Source organism: Pseudomonas sp. FW305-20, from assembly GCF_058788075.1.
Map to the genome: position 1 here is coordinate 1 of NZ_JBYTAJ010000003.1, position 14,957 is coordinate 14,957.

General features: G+C 59.6%; 13 protein-coding genes. 3 read left to right on the plus strand and 10 right to left on the minus strand.

From position 1 onward, the window contains the following. Positions 1-132: 132 nt before the first annotated feature. On the plus strand, positions 133-1,512 hold the full coding sequence (gene xseA / locus AC3WP4_RS03390; protein ID WP_074873959.1) for an exodeoxyribonuclease VII large subunit: 1,380 nt from the start codon (positions 133-135) through the stop codon (positions 1,510-1,512). A 3-nt stretch (positions 1,513-1,515) separates the two neighbouring features. Then, positions 1,516-2,337 carry a peptidoglycan DD-metalloendopeptidase family protein gene (locus AC3WP4_RS03395; protein ID WP_102616799.1) on the plus strand — a complete coding sequence of 274 codons (822 nt, stop codon included), beginning with the start codon at positions 1,516-1,518 and terminating at the stop codon, positions 2,335-2,337. A 133-nt stretch (positions 2,338-2,470) separates the two neighbouring features. Here the strand turns inward: AC3WP4_RS03395 and AC3WP4_RS03400 are convergent, their stop codons facing one another. Then, the gene (locus AC3WP4_RS03400; protein WP_074873957.1) at positions 2,471-2,827 is read right to left on the minus strand and encodes a hypothetical protein; all 357 of its coding nucleotides are present in this window, start codon (positions 2,825-2,827) and stop codon (positions 2,471-2,473) included. 398 nt (positions 2,828-3,225) lie between these two features. On the opposite strand from AC3WP4_RS03400, the gene leuA reads away from it, so the two are divergent. Further along, positions 3,226-4,905 (plus strand): 2-isopropylmalate synthase, encoded by a 1,680-nt coding sequence (leuA, locus tag AC3WP4_RS03405; protein WP_008147766.1) that lies wholly within the window; start codon positions 3,226-3,228, stop codon positions 4,903-4,905. Between the two features lie 169 nt (positions 4,906-5,074). On the opposite strand, the gene AC3WP4_RS03410 is transcribed toward leuA, so the two are convergent. The 9 genes from AC3WP4_RS03410 to pilW form a co-directional block, all read right to left on the minus strand. Beyond that, positions 5,075-5,866 (minus strand): amidohydrolase, encoded by a 792-nt coding sequence (locus AC3WP4_RS03410; RefSeq protein ID WP_074873956.1) that lies wholly within the window; start codon positions 5,864-5,866, stop codon positions 5,075-5,077. Further along, positions 5,854-7,002 carry a pyridoxal phosphate-dependent aminotransferase gene (locus AC3WP4_RS03415; protein ID WP_102616118.1) on the minus strand — a complete coding sequence of 383 codons (1,149 nt, stop codon included), beginning with the start codon at positions 7,000-7,002 and terminating at the stop codon, positions 5,854-5,856. Before AC3WP4_RS03415 ends, AC3WP4_RS03410 begins: the two co-directional genes overlap by 13 nt. 307 nt (positions 7,003-7,309) lie before the next feature. After that, entirely contained in the window at positions 7,310-8,779 is a 1,470-nt protein-coding gene (gene der, locus AC3WP4_RS03420) for a ribosome biogenesis GTPase Der (RefSeq protein WP_074873955.1), read from the minus strand. Between the two features lie 139 nt (positions 8,780-8,918). Then, complete coding sequence (gene bamB / locus AC3WP4_RS03425; protein WP_102616119.1) at positions 8,919-10,070, minus strand: outer membrane protein assembly factor BamB; 1,152 nt, start codon at positions 10,068-10,070, stop codon at positions 8,919-8,921. Further along, positions 10,063-10,704, minus strand: coding sequence for a YfgM family protein (locus AC3WP4_RS03430; RefSeq protein WP_102616120.1), 642 nt, complete (start codon positions 10,702-10,704; stop codon positions 10,063-10,065). Before AC3WP4_RS03430 ends, bamB begins: the two co-directional genes overlap by 8 nt. 40 nt (positions 10,705-10,744) lie before the next feature. Continuing rightward, complete coding sequence (gene hisS, locus AC3WP4_RS03435; protein ID WP_076028532.1) at positions 10,745-12,034, minus strand: histidine--tRNA ligase; 1,290 nt, start codon at positions 12,032-12,034, stop codon at positions 10,745-10,747. A gap of 38 nt (positions 12,035-12,072) precedes the next feature. Next, positions 12,073-13,182, minus strand: coding sequence for a flavodoxin-dependent (E)-4-hydroxy-3-methylbut-2-enyl-diphosphate synthase (ispG, locus tag AC3WP4_RS03440; RefSeq protein ID WP_076028533.1), 1,110 nt, complete (start codon positions 13,180-13,182; stop codon positions 12,073-12,075). A gap of 3 nt (positions 13,183-13,185) precedes the next feature. Then, positions 13,186-14,199, minus strand: a complete 1,014-nt coding sequence (locus AC3WP4_RS03445) for a RodZ domain-containing protein (RefSeq protein WP_102616121.1) — start codon at positions 14,197-14,199, stop codon at positions 13,186-13,188. After that, complete coding sequence (gene pilW, locus AC3WP4_RS03450) at positions 14,199-14,957, minus strand: type IV pilus biogenesis/stability protein PilW (RefSeq protein ID WP_074873949.1); 759 nt, start codon at positions 14,955-14,957, stop codon at positions 14,199-14,201. Before pilW ends, AC3WP4_RS03445 begins: the two co-directional genes overlap by 1 nt.

Sequence of the window (14,957 nt, forward strand, 5' to 3'; positions counted from 1 at the left end):
GCCTTGCTGAAAGGGCAAAGCGAATATCAACCAAAAGCCAGTTGAGGGCTTTCCCTCAACCATAGAATCTCCCACAGGGGATTTTCGCTGGATCATGGAGATTGATCGCCGAATGCCTTTATCATGCGCCCCATGATTAAAGATCCCTTTGCAAGACTCGGCCTGGACCGTGAAGTCCTGACTGTCAGCCAGCTCAACGGCCGCGCGCGGGTGTTGCTCGAAGACGTGTTCAGCAACATCTGGGTCGAAGGCGAAATCTCCAACCTCGCCCGTCCGGCGTCCGGCCACGTGTATTTCACCCTCAAGGACAGTGGTGCCCAGGTGCGTTGCGCACTGTTCCGGCAGAACGCGGCGCGGGTGCGTCAGGCATTGAAGGATGGCCTGGCGGTCAAGGTACGCGGCAAGGTTTCGCTGTTCGAGGGCCGTGGCGACTACCAGTTGATCCTCGATACCGTGGAGCCGGCCGGCGATGGTGCGCTACGTCTGGCCTTTGACGCCCTGAAGGAAAAACTCAGCGCCGAAGGCCTGTTCAGCGCCGAACGCAAAGTGCCGCTGCCCGCGCATCCGCAACGCATCGGCATCATCAGCTCGCCCACCGGCGCGGTGATTCGCGACATCATCAGCGTATTCCGCCGCCGTGCTCCGCAGATCCAACTGACGTTGATCCCCACTGCCGTGCAGGGTCGCGAAGCCACTGCGCAGATTGTCCGCGCATTGAAACTGGCGGACGCCCGCGGTTTCGATGCCTTGATCCTGGCCCGTGGCGGTGGTTCGCTGGAAGACCTTTGGTGCTTCAACGAAGAAGCCGTAGCGCGCGCCGTGGATGCCTGCGTGACACCGATTGTCAGCGCCGTCGGCCATGAAACCGACGTATCGATCAGCGACTTTGTGGCCGACGTCCGCGCCCCGACGCCGTCCGCCGCCGCCGAACTGCTCGCGCCGGATTCCAGTGACCTGGTCCGTCGGCTCGAAAGCCTGCATCGACGGCTGGTGATGCGTATCCGCGACCGCTTGATGCGTGATCGACTGCGCCTGGAAGGCATGTCCCGCCGTTTGCGTCATCCCGGCGAACGTCTGCGCCAGCAAGCGCAGCGTCTGGACGATCTGGACATGCGCATGCGCCGCGCGTTCGAACGCAGCCTCAATACCCGTCGCGAACGGTTGATCCGCCTGGAAACCCGCCTCGCCGGGCAACATCCGGGACGGCAACTGGCGATGCTCCGTCAGCGCCTCGACAGCCTTGCCGAGCGCCTGCCCCGTGCCATGCGCGAAGGGCTAAAATCCCGTCGCCTGCAACTGCAAAGCCAGATGCAGACGCTGCATGTGGTCAGCCCGTTGGCGACCCTTGGCCGTGGCTACAGCATCTTGCTGGACGAACGCGGTAACGCAATCCGCAATGCCGCGCAAACCCACACCGGCCAGCGCCTGAAAGCCAAACTAGGCGAAGGCGAACTGCAAGTGCGGGTCGAAGACAATCACCTGACGCCTGTCACCCTTTCTTTACTGGATTGATCCATGCCGCGTTTTTTAGCTCCGCTGCTGTTGCTGTGCCTGACCTTCAATGCCCACGCCGACAGCTACATCACCCGCCTGTTGAACAAACCGGTGCCGGGCGGCGTGGCCGTGGTCGATCTGGGCGCCTCTGCCCAGGCGCCGAAGGCCAGCTATCAAGGCAAACCGGTATTGGTGGTCAAGGAACAGAACAACTGGCTGGCGATTGTCGGTGTGCCGCTGACGGTTAAACCGGGCACGCAGCAGGTCAGCAGTGGCGGGCGGAATCTGAGCTTCACGGTCGGCTACAAGAAATACCCGGAACAGCACATCACGTTGAAAAATAAGCAGCAGGTCAACCCGGATCCGGAAAACCTCAAGCGCATTGAACGCGAATTGGCCGAGCAGATAACTGCCTACCGCACGTTCAGCCCGAATACGCCGAGCAATTTGCTGTTGGACAAACCGGTGAACGGGCCGCTGTCGAGCAAGTTCGGCGTGCGCCGTTTCTTCAACGGAGAAGAACGTAATCCCCACTCTGGCCTGGATTTCGCCGTGGGCGCTGGCACACCGATCAAGACCCCGGCTGCCGGCAAGGTGATTCTGATCGGCAACTACTTCTTCAACGGCAACACAGTGTTTGTCGACCATGGGCAGGGGTTTATCAGCATGTTTTGCCACATGTCGAAAATCGACGTGAAGGTTGGTCAGCCATTGGCCCGTGGTGGGGTGGTCGGGAAAGTGGGCGCCACCGGGCGCGCGACCGGGCCGCATATGCACTGGAATGTCAGCCTGAATGATGCGCGGGTGGATCCGGCGATTTTCATTGGGGCGTTTCAGCCTTAAATTGCCGTTGAGACGACCGGCCTCATCGTCGGAACGCCGCCCGGAGCAGGCTCACTCCCACATTGGATTTGTGTTCACCACAGATCAACTGTAGGAGTGAGCCTGCTCGCGATGGCGGCGTAACAGACACCATCTATTCCGCTTCCAAGTCCTCAATCCCATGAATCTCCCTGTGCGCCAGGCACTCCTTGATCCACGCCCGGGTTTCCTCCGAAAAGCCCGCCAACTCTTCAGCGCTGATCAACTCATGCGTACACAGCCCCAGCAAGTGAGCAGGCGCCTCATTGCGTGAGTGACCGAACACGCCAAACGCCCAATACAGTTCCTGTTGACCTGCCTTCAACCTTTCCTCACTGGCTTCAATCCGCTCGTATGGCGCGATGCTTTTATCCAGCACTAAGCGCTCGACCTCATCCATGATGCGGATGCACAGCCGCTCATGGGCCAACGGACGCAGCGCACTGTAAAGCTTCCAATCCGACTCGTTCATTGTCGACTCCTGCCTGCCAGTAGTCCTCGGTGAGGCTTTAAGAATAGCCGCGCCGGCACGCCCCATCACCGAAAGCCTTCAATTGCGCATCGCTCAAACCTCGCGCAAACATAAAAACAATCAGCGCCCTTCACCGCAATAAAATCTCGATAACCACGACTTTTCGAGGATTCCTCTCAATTTTTTTCGACCGCTTGCCATCCTTCACCCTCGCGGTTAGGGTTGAGGGCATGAAAACCTCTCACACCCTCATTCAGCTTCGCCAGCACCGCAGCCTGTGCCTTGTCAGTGCACGACTGCCAGGCTGAATCGCGGTGCCTCGTCCTACGCTTTATCCCCAGAACATTTGATCCACCGGCAGGCCGCCTTTTTTCGGCCCACACAATAAGGATTTCCCGATGAGCATGCTCAAAGACCCGTCTTCGAAATACCGCGCGTTCCCGACCATCGACATCCCGGACCGCACTTGGCCATCGAAGACCATTACCGCCGCGCCGATCTGGTGCAGCTCCGACCTTCGTGACGGTAACCAGTCGCTGATCGAGCCAATGGACGCGGTCAAGAAGCTGCGTTTCTGGAAAACCCTGGTGTCGGTCGGCGTTAAAGAAATCGAAGCGTCGTTCCCGGCGGCTTCGCAAACCGACTTCGACTTCGTGCGCACCCTGATCGAAGGCAACCACATCCCGGACGACACCACCATTCAGGTGCTGACCCAGGGCCGTGAAGATTTGATCGAGCGCACCTTCGAATCCCTGCGCGGAGCGAAGAAAGCCATCGTTCATTTGTACAACGCCACCTCCCCGTCCTTCCGTCGCATCGTCTTCAACCAGGACAAGGAAGGGGTCAAGGCCATCGCCGTGAACGCGGCCAAGCTGTTCGTCAAATATGCCGCCCAGCAGCCAAACACCGAGTGGACCTTCGAATACTCGCCAGAAACCTTCAGCGCCACCGAGCTCGAGTTCGCCAAGGAAGTCTGCGACGCCGTCATCGAAGTCTGGAACCCGACGCCTGAGCACAAGGTGATTCTCAACCTGCCTGCCACTGTCGAATGCGCGACCCCGAACATCTATGCCGACCAGATCGAATGGTTCGGCCGTCACATCAACCGTCGTGACAGCGTGATCATCAGCCTGCACACCCACAACGACCGTGGCACTGGCGTTGCGGCTACCGAACTGGGCCTGATGGCCGGCGCCGACCGTGTCGAAGGCTGCCTGTTCGGCAACGGCGAGCGTACCGGTAACGTCGACTTGGTCACCGTGGCGTTGAACCTCTACACCCAGGGTATTCACCCTGAGCTGGACTTCTCCGACATCGACGGCGTGCGCAAAGTCGTCGAAGAATGCAACCAGATCCAGGTGCACCCACGTCACCCGTACGTCGGCGACCTGGTGCACACCGCGTTCTCCGGTTCCCACCAGGACGCCATCCGCAAGGGCTTCGCCCAGCAAAAACCGGACGCCCTGTGGGAAGTGCCGTACTTGCCGATCGACCCGGCCGACATCGGCCGCAGCTACGAGGCGGTGATCCGCGTCAACAGCCAGTCGGGCAAGGGCGGTATCGCTTACCTGCTGGAACAGGAATACGGCATCAGCTTGCCGCGTCGCATGCAGATCGAGTTCAGCCAGGTGGTGCAGCGTGAAACCGATCGCCTGGGCCTTGAGATGACGGCTCAGCAGATCCATGCCCTGCTGCACAGCGAGTACTTGCAGGCCAACACCCCATACGCGCTGGTCAGCCATCGCCTGCAGGAAGAAAACGGTCACAGCGCCGTGGAAGTGGAAGTCTCGGGCAAAGGTCAGGGTGAAACCAACCTGCACTGGCGCGGCAAGGGCAACGGTGCCCTGGAAGCGCTGGTGGCCGGTCTGCCGATTCCGGTTGAGATCATGGACTACAACGAACACGCCATCGGTTCGGGCACCAATGCCAAGGCGGCGGCCTACATCGAACTGCGTGTGAACGGCGAGCGTGCGGTGCACGGCGTCGGTATCGATGAAAACATCACCACCGCCAGCTTCAAGGCTTTGTTCAGCGCGCTTAACCGCTCGCTGAGCCAGCCGGAAGCGAAAGCGGCGTAAGCCTTCGCTGCAATGCAAAAGGCCCCTAGGTGAAAACCTCGGGGCCTTTTTTTGCTGATCGTTCCCACGCTCTGCGTGGGAATGCAGCCCGGGACGCTCCGCGTCCCATCAGAAGCCGAACGCAGAGCGTCCGTTGAGGCATTCCCACGCAGAGCGTGGGAACGATCGGTTACGTGAACTCGAAGGTATCGGCATCCAGATTCGCCGGAAACCGCGTGCGGTAAGCTTGAAGATCGGCAGCATTCAAAACAACCTGAAACACCCCGTCCGCCTCGCCTGCACTGAGCAAAGTCTCCCCCTGAAAATCCAGCACCTGACTGTCACCGGTATACGCAAAACCCTTTCCGTCAGTACCCACGCGATTCACCGCCGCCACATAGCAAAGGTTCTCGATCGCTCGCGCTGGCAGCAAACGGTTCCAGTGCTGACGCCGCGCCCCCGGCCAGTTGGCGGTGTACAGCAGCAAATCAGTGTCCTGAGCATCGCGGCTCCAGACCGGGAAGCGCAGGTCGTAGCAAATCAGCGGACGCACGCGCCAGCCCTTGAGTTCGAACTGCACCTGACGCTCACCCGGTGTGAAGTGGTTGTGCTCGCCGGCCATGCGGAACAGATGGCGCTTGTCGTAGTGCAACACCTCGCCGTCCGGCCGCGCCCACAACAGGCGATTGCGATGACTGCCGTCAGCCACCTGGACGATGATGCTGCCGGTGATCACCGCATCCAGTTTCGCGGCCTGAACCCGCAGCCATTTACTGGTGGGACCGTTTTCCGGCTCGGCGAGGGTCTCGGACTCCATCGAAAAACCGGTGGTGAACATCTCCGGCAGGATGATCAAATCCGCCCCGCGAGCCTGTTCCAGCAACGGCTCGAAATGCTCCAGATTGGCCTGACGATCGTGCCAGGCCAGGGTGGTCTGGATCAGCGCGATGTTCAGATTGGGCAGCGCACTCAGATCACGCATAGTTTTTCCGCTGCTTCACGCAGGGTCTCCTCACGTTTGGCAAAGCACAGGCGCACCAGGCGCTGGCCTTCGGGTGGGGTCTGGTAGAACACCGAGATCGGGATGCTCGCCACGCCATGTTCGCGGGTCATCCACAACGCCATCTCGACATCGTTGAGGTCCGGGCGGATCTGCGAGTAGTCGACCAATTGGAAATACGTACCGGTCACTCGGGTGAAACTGAAGCGCGACGGCATCAGCAGATCGCAGAACAGATCGCGCTTGGCCTGATAGAACGCCGGCAGTTCTTCAACGTGTTCCGGGTGCTCGGCCATGAAGTCGGCCAAAGCATATTGCAGCGGCGTTACACCGCAGAAACTGACGTATTGGTGAACCTTGCGCAGCTCCGCTGTGAGGGCCGGCGGTGCGACCACGTAGCCGGTTTTCCAGCCAGTGACGTGATAGGTCTTGCCAAAGGAGCTGACCACGAAAGCACGCTGATACAGCTCTTCGTGATTCAACACGCTGACGTGGGGCACGCCATCGAACACCAGGTGTTCGTAGACTTCGTCGCTGACGATGTAGATGTCGCGATCTCGAATCAACGCCGCCAGCTGATCCAGCTCTGCACGATTGATCAGCGCGCCACTTGGGTTATGCGGGGTGTTGAGGATGATCATCCGCGTGCGCGGCGAAATGGCTTCACCGAGCTTCTGAAAGTCGATGGCGAAGTCATTCAGGCCCAACGACACATGAACGCAACGACCACCGGCCAGTTCAACCGAGGGCTCGTAACTGTCATAGGCCGGGTCGAACACAATCACTTCGTCGCCGCTGCGAATAACGGCTTGAATAGCGCAGAAGATCGCCTGGGTTGCGCCGGGCGTGACGGTCACTTCATGGTCGACATCCACATTGACGCCGTAGCTGCGGGCGATCTTCGCCGCAATCTGCTGACGCAATGCCGGAAGGCCGGTCATCGGCGAATACTGGTTGTGGCCATTGGCGATATGCCGACCGACCGCATCGCACAGGGCTTGCGGGGCATCGAAGTCGGGGAAACCCTGGGACAGGTTCAGCGCCCCGGTTTGCGCCGCGAGCTGAGACATCTGCGTGAAGATAGTGATGCCGACATTCGGCAGCTTACTGGTGATCATCGGTGATTCCCTGCTCAACACCCGGCTCTAACGGCGGCGCGGGAGAGCCCGAGAATAGCCCAGACGACGCCCATAAAAAAAGGGCGCCATTGGCGCCCTTCTTCTAAAACATTCACCGCATAACCCTGTGGTGAGGGGGCTTGCCCCCGTTGGGTGGCGTAGCCGCCCCAAAACCATCCACTGCGGTCTGTCAGATTGACCGCGGAGCTGGTTTTACGACTGCTGCGCAGTCGAACGGGGCGATGCGGCGTTCCGACAAGCCCCCTCGCCACAACAAGCCCCCACACAAAATGGGGCAAGCCGTGAATCAGCGCTTGTCGCGGCGCTTCTTGTCGGCTTTCTTGTGGTGCGACATCATCCGGCGCTTCTTGTTGACCTGGCGGTCGGTCAGCGAGTTCTTGTTGCCTTCGTACGGGTTCTCGCCGCCCTTGAACTCGATGCGGATCGGCGTACCGACCAGCTTCAAGACACGGCGATAAGTGTTTTCCAGATAGCGCACGTAAGACTTCGGCACCTTCTCGATCTGGTTACCGTGAATCACGATGATCGGCGGGTTAGCCCCACCCAAGTGGGCATAACGCAGCTTGATCCGACGGTTGTTGACCATCGGCGGCGCATGCTCACCGACCGCATCTTCCAGAATCGTGGTCAGGCGGTTGGTCGGCCAGCGGGTGACCGCAGACTTGAACGAGTTCTGTACGGAGGCGTAGAGGTTGCCCACGCCCGTGCCGTGCAGGGCCGAGATGAAGTGAATGTCGGCGTAGTCAACGAAGAACAGTCGACGTTGCAGCTCGACCTTCACGAAGTCGCGCTCGCTCGGCGTCATGCCGTCCCACTTGTTGATCGCGATGACCAGCGCACGACCCGACTCAATGGCAAAGCCCAGCAGGTTGAGGTCGTGGTCGACCACACCTTCGCGGGCGTCCATCACAAAGATCACCACGTTGGCATCTTTGATCGCCTGCAAGGTTTTGACCACGGAGAACTTTTCAACTTCTTCGTGGATCTTGCCGCGCTTGCGCACGCCGGCGGTGTCGATCAGCGTGTACTTCTCGTCGTTACGCTCGAACGGGATGTAGATACTGTCGCGCGTGGTGCCGGGCTCGTCATAGACGATTACCCGGTCTTCACCGAGCATACGGTTGACCAGGGTCGACTTGCCGACGTTCGGACGGCCGATGATCGCGATCTTGATCCCGTCTTTTTCGCTTGGGCCAGGAATGCGCTTGGCTTCCTCGCCTTCGGCAACGATCTCTTCCTCGCCTTCTTCCGGCTCGTCATCGTCTTTCGGGAAGTCGCTGAGGGCGATTTCCAGCATCTGGGTGATGCCACGACCATGAGCACCGGCGATCGGGATCGCGTGGCCCATGCCCAACGGGGCGAATTCGGCGCGAGCCATTTCAGGGTCGATGTTGTCGACCTTGTTGGCAACCACGTAAGAACGCTTGTTACGTTTGCGCAAATGCTCGGCGATCATCTGGTCGGCGGCGGTGAAACCGGCCTTGGCATCTACCAGGAACAGAACGACATCCGCTTCTTCAATGGCCAGCAGCGACTGCTCGGCCATTTTTTCGTCCATACCGTGCTCGTCACCGGAGATACCGCCGGTGTCGACCAGAATGTAGGAACGCCCTTGCCACTTGGCCTCACCGTATTGGCGATCACGGGTCAGACCGGACAAGTCGCCGACGATGGCGTCACGAGTCCTGGTCAGGCGGTTGAACAAGGTGGACTTGCCGACGTTCGGTCGGCCCACCAGGGCGATTACGGGAACCATGCGGCTCTCCACTTCGTTATTTCAGAAAATACAAAAGCCGCTGCGAGGCAGCGGCTGGTGCTCGGGGCAGCGCTTGAGGGCGCTGCGAACCTTGCAGAGCAAGGCTGCCTGGGGTTAAACCCCAAGCATAGTCAAACCTTTACTTAATGGTCAGGGCTTCCAGCTTGCCACTGTTGCCATACAGATAAATCGTGTCACCCACCACCAGCGGACGGGCACGCAGGCCATCGCTGTCGATGCGCTCGCGGCCGACGAAACGACCGTCCACCTGGCTCAGCAGATGCAGGTAGCCTTCCATGTCGCCGACTGCAACGTAGCTGGAGAACACTTCCGGAGCCGACAGTTGACGACGAGCCAGCGAATCGTTGCTCCACAAGGCTGTGGTGGAACGTTCGTCGACGCCTTCAACGGTGCCCGAAGACAGACTCACGTAGACGTTGCCAAAACCCTGGGCGACACCGGCATAGCTGGAAGCATCACGCTGCCAGAGCTGACGACCGCTTTGCAGGTCCAGTGCCGCAACGCGACCCTGGTAGCTGGCGACGTACAGCGTTTCGCCGGAAAGCAGCAGGCCGCCGTCGATATCGACAACGCGCTCCAGTTCCGAACGACCCTGTGGAATTGCTACACGTTGTTCCCACACCGGCACGCCGTTGGAAATATCGAGAGCGACCACTTTACCGGTCGACAGGCCAGCCACCGCGAGGCGGTTGGTGACGATCGGCGCGCTGGTGCCGCGCAGGGTCAATACCGCTGGAGTGCTGTCATACAACCAGCGCTGGTTGCCGGTAGCGGCATCCAGACCGATCAGACGGTCATCCTGAGTCTGAACGACAACGACATCACCGTTGTTGGCCGGCGGTGCGAGGACTTCACTGGACACGCGAGCGCGCCATTTCTCTTCACCGTTGATGGTATCCAGGGCAACGATTTCGCCCTTGATCGTACCGATCAGGAGTAGACCGTAACTGACGCCGACAGCGCCGGAAACAGGCAATTCGAGATCTTTCTTCCATTTGACGTCGCCATTGCTGCGATCCATCGCCATCACCACACCGGTGACGTCGGCGGCATAGATGGTATCGCCATCGATCGCCGGAACCAGCATGTTGTACGACTGGCCCTGACCGTCACCGATCGAACGACTCCACTGCTTTTGCAGAACCACTTCTTCTTTGAAGTCGGTCAACTCGGCCGGCGGCAGTTCTTTTTTGCTGTTGCTGCTGCAACCCGCGGCCAATATGGCCAGAGCCAGCAATGCTGCATGTTTCCAACGAATCACGTCACGCATCCCCTTTGGCCAGATCGTCCAGCTTGATTTGCAGGCCACCCACTGCCGCTTCATCCGACAGTGCCGCCTTGGCTTTTTGATACGCCGTGTTCGCTTCGTCGGTACGACCCAACTGCACCAGCAGGTCGCCCTTGAGTTCTTCGCGAGTAGCCAGGAATGCTTTATCGGCATCGCCTTCGAGCAGTTTCAGGGCTTCATCGGCCTTGTTCTGCGCGGCCAGCACCTGCGCCAGGCGCTGACGAGCAATTTCGCCCAGCGCCGGGTTGGCCGGCTTGGCAACAATGGCTTTCAGCTCGCCGGCTGCGTCATCCAGCTTGCCGCTGTCGACCGCAACTTTTGCCATGAACAGGCTGCCGTACTGCGCGTAAGCGCTACCGCCGAACTCGCTGTTGAGCTTGCCGGCCAGGTCCGCAACACGGGCAGCATCAGGCTTGCCGTCAGGCGTCAGCGTGGTTTCCAGCAGTTGCTGATAGAGCACCGAGGCGCCTTGCGACTGAGTGCTCTGATACTTTTGAAAAGCCTGCCAGCCGAACACGATGACCAGCGCCAACAGGCCGCCAGTGACCAGGGGCTTGCCGTTGCGTGTCCACCAGTCCTTCAACTCCGCCAGATGTTCGTCTTCGGTACTCGACACCCCAATACTCCTTAATCGCTAAATCGGCTGTTTGACAGCTTCAACCCTGCACGACGCAGGTGGCCAGGTGTGCTGCAAGCGCATCCCAGGCAATGCTTTGTTGTTCGCCCTGGCCACGCAGGGGTTTGAAACCTACCACTTGCTGGGCCATTTCGTCGTCACCGAGGATCAGCGCGTACAACGCACCACTCTTGTCGGCTTTCTTGAACTGGCTTTTGAAGCTGCCGGCACCGGCATTCACTTGCAGGCGCAGGTTGGGCAATTGATCACGAACACGTTCACTCAGGGCCAGGCCGGCCAACTCGGCGGCTTCACCGAAGGCGCAGAGGTAGACGTCGACCTGACGGGAAATCTCTTCCGGGATCTGCTCCAGGGTTTCAAGCAACAGCACCAGGCGCTCGATGCCCATGGCGAAACCAACGCCAGGGGTCGGCTTGCCGCCCATCTGCTCCACCAGACCGTCGTAACGACCACCGGCACACACAGTGCCCTGGGCGCCCAGTTTGTCGGTGACCCATTCGAAAACGGTCTTGCTGTAGTAATCCAGCCCGCGAACCAGCTTCGGGTTGATCACGTAAGGAATGCCGGCGGCGTCCAGGCGAGCCTTGAGGCCCTCGAAGTGCACGCGGGATTCTTCGTCGAGGTAGTCGGCCATTTTCGGCGCGTCAGCCAACACGGCTTGAGTGTCAGCGTTCTTGGTATCCAGAACCCGCAAAGGGTTGGTTTTCAGACGCCGCTGGCTGTCTTCGTCCAGCATGTCCAAACGGGCCGAAAGGAACTCGACCAACGCTTCGCGATAACGACCACGGGACTCGGCAGTGCCGAGACTGTTGAGTTCAAGCTTGACCGCATCACGGATGCCCAGCTCGCCCCACAGGCGCCAGGTCAGCACGATCAGCTCGGCGTCGATGTCCGGACCGTCGAGGTTGAAGACTTCGCAACCGATCTGGTGGAACTGGCGATAACGGCCTTTCTGCGGACGTTCGTGGCGGAACATCGGGCCGATGTACCAGAGCTTCTGCACCTGGCCACCGCCGGTGATACCGTGCTCGAGCACCGCACGCACGCACGCCGCTGTGCCTTCGGGGCGCAGGGTCAGGGAGTCGCCGTTGCGGTCGTCGAAGGTGTACATCTCTTTTTCGACGATGTCGGTCACTTCACCGATGGAGCGCTTGAACAGCTCGGTGAACTCGACGATCGGCATGCGGATCTGCTTGTAACCGTAGTTATCCAGCAAACGCGAGACGGTGCCTTCGAAATGACGCCACAGGGGAGTCTGCTCGGGCAGGATGTCGTTCATGCCACGTATGGCTTGCAGAGACTTGCTCACTTTAAAATCCTTAAATTCGTTCGGCTCTTTAGTCAGGCTCAGCCACGCGCGATCAAGGCAGCGTCAGCTTCGACCTTTTCGGCCGCTTTCTGGCGGATCAAGCGTTCAAGCTCATCCACCAGATTGTCATTCGTCAGTTTCTGCGCCGGCTTGCCATCGATGTAAATCAGGTTTGGCGTGCCGCCGGTCAAGCCGATATGGGCTTCCTTGGCTTCACCCGGTCCGTTGACCACGCAACCGATGACCGCGACATCCAGCGGCACCAGCAGGTCTTCGAGGCGCCCTTCCAGCTCGTTCATGGTCTTGACCACATCGAAGTTCTGCCGCGAGCAGCTCGGGCAGGCGATGAAGTTGATGCCACGGGAACGCAAATGCAGGGATTTGAGAATGTCGTAGCCGACTTTCACTTCCTCGACCGGGTCGGCCGCCAACGAGATGCGAATAGTATCGCCAATCCCTTCGGCGAGCAGCATACCGAGGCCCACGGCGGATTTCACTGTGCCTGAACGCAAACCACCGGCTTCGGTGATGCCCAGGTGCAGCGGCTGGACGATTTCCTTGGCCAGCAAGCGGTAAGCGGCGACGGCCATGAACACGTCGGAAGCTTTCACACTGACCTTGAAGTCCTGGAAATTCAGGCGCTCAAGGTGTTCGACGTGACGCAGGGCAGATTCAACCAGCGCAGCCGGAGTCGGCTCGCCGTATTTCTTTTGCAGGTCTTTTTCCAGGGAACCGGCGTTCACGCCGATGCGGATGGGAATCCCGCGATCGCGAGCGGCATCGACTACCGCACGCACGCGGTCTTCGCGACCGATGTTGCCCGGATTGATGCGCAGGCAGTCAACGCCCAGTTCGGCTACGCGCAGAGCGATCTTGTAGTCGAAGTGGATGTCGGCAACCAACGGCACCTTGACCAGTTGCTTGATCTTGCCGAAAGCCTCAGCGGCATCCATGTCGGGCACGGAAATACGCACGATATCGACGCCAGCCGCTTCCAGACGATTGATCTGGGCCACGGTGGCGGCGACATCATTGGTGTCGCTGTTGGTCATGCTCTGCACAGCGATAGGCGCATCGCCGCCAACAGGCACGTTACCGACCCAGATCTTGCGAGATTCGCGACGTTTGATTGGAGATTCGCCATGCATGACTTATTGACCCAACTTCAGGCGAGCAGTCTCGCCACTGGTGAACGGAGCGACATCAACCACCTGCCCGTTGTAGCTGACCTGCGCGCCGCGGGCGAAGCCCAGACGCACGGAAAACGGTGGCTTGCCGCTCACGGAAACGTTTTCGCCTTTGCGCTTGAGACCGCTCAACAACACCTTGCCGGTGCCATCGGTCACTTGCGTCCAGCAATCGGCAGTGTATTGCAGTTGCACCTGACCCTGGCCGGCAACCGGAGCAACCGCTGCCGAAGGGGGAATGGTCGGAGTAACCGAAGCGCTCGCAGGCGGGGTTGATACCACAGGAGCTGTCGGGGCTGGCGCGACTGGAATGGAGACAACCGGAGCGGTGCTGTGGGCAGGTGCAGCAGGCGCTGGTGCAGCCGGTGCAGCCGCTTCAGTTTCGGCCGGTGCTTCAGCCGACGTATCGGCTTGCGGCAACGCAAGAGCGGTGGTGCCGTCAGCCTGACCTTGCGCGACAGCCTGGTCTTCCGGCTCGTCCAGCGGATGGATCTGGGTAGTGCCGTCAGCGCCTTCGACTTCCACGTGTTCCGGGCTCAGGCTAGTCAGGTCTTTGGTACGCAATGAGGTCTGATCCTGCCACCAGACAAAACCACCACCGATCACTGCAAACAGCAACAGCAGGCTGACCACTCGCAAAATGGTGTGGGAAACCCGAACCGGCTCTTCGATACGTCCCAGGCTATGGACGTTGCTGCCTTGGGAGTCGGTGCCGGTGGATTGGTCGAACTGCTGGACCAGTACGGTTTGATCCATGCCGAGCAATTTCGCGTAGGCGCGAATATAACCGCGAGCAAAGGTATGCCCAGGCAGCTTGTCGAAAGCGCCGGCTTCCAGATTGCTCAGGGAATTGACGGTGAGGTTGAGCTTGAGGGCCACTTCGGCCAGCGACCAGCCATTGCTTTCGCGAGCCTGGCGTAAAGTTTCACCGGGATTAACGCGATTCGCTGCTACAACTTCGGGATGCGCCGCTTTCATCATTGCTCCGACAGGTATTGCTGATATTCCGGCGTACCGGGATAGAGTCGTTTTAGTTGCAGGCCAAAACTGGCGGCCTTGTCGCGATCATCAAACACTTTTGCCAGCCGAACGCCGAGCAATAGACTACGTGCATTTTGCTCGGTGAGCAGGCTAAAACGATCGTAATAGTCGCGCGCGGGCACATAATGCCTGTCTTCGAAGGACAACTCAGCCATTTCCAGCAATGCACGCGGTTGTTGGCGATTCAACCGCAGGGCTTTTTCCAGCTGCTGCTGCGCCAGATCGCGCTGCCCCAGCTTCGAAGCGGTCATACCGAGGTTCTCGAACACCCGCGAACGCTCAGGATACAAAGTGTCAGCGGCGGCCTGTTCAAAGCGCTCGTAAGCTTCTTTGTAGCGTTTCTCTTCGAAAAGAAAACTGCCGTAGTTGTTCAGGATTCGCGCATCGTTGGGGCTGGAAGACAGCGCCTTGCGAAAATGCTTATCCGCCAGCTCCGGCTCCATCTCTGCCTGGAATACCAGACCCAGCGCAGCGTTGGCATCCGGGTCCGAGTCATCCAGGTCCAGGGCTTTTTTCAACGGTACTTTCGCCCGTTCGGTCATGCCCTGCTGCAAGTACCCCAACCCCAGCTGCACATAGGCAACACGCGCTTCATCGCGGCCCTTGCTGGTCTTCATCGGGTTGAAATCGCCCGACAGGACACAACCAGCACACAGGCTGGCCAACAGCAAAAGCAGCGCGAAGCGCAGGGACAT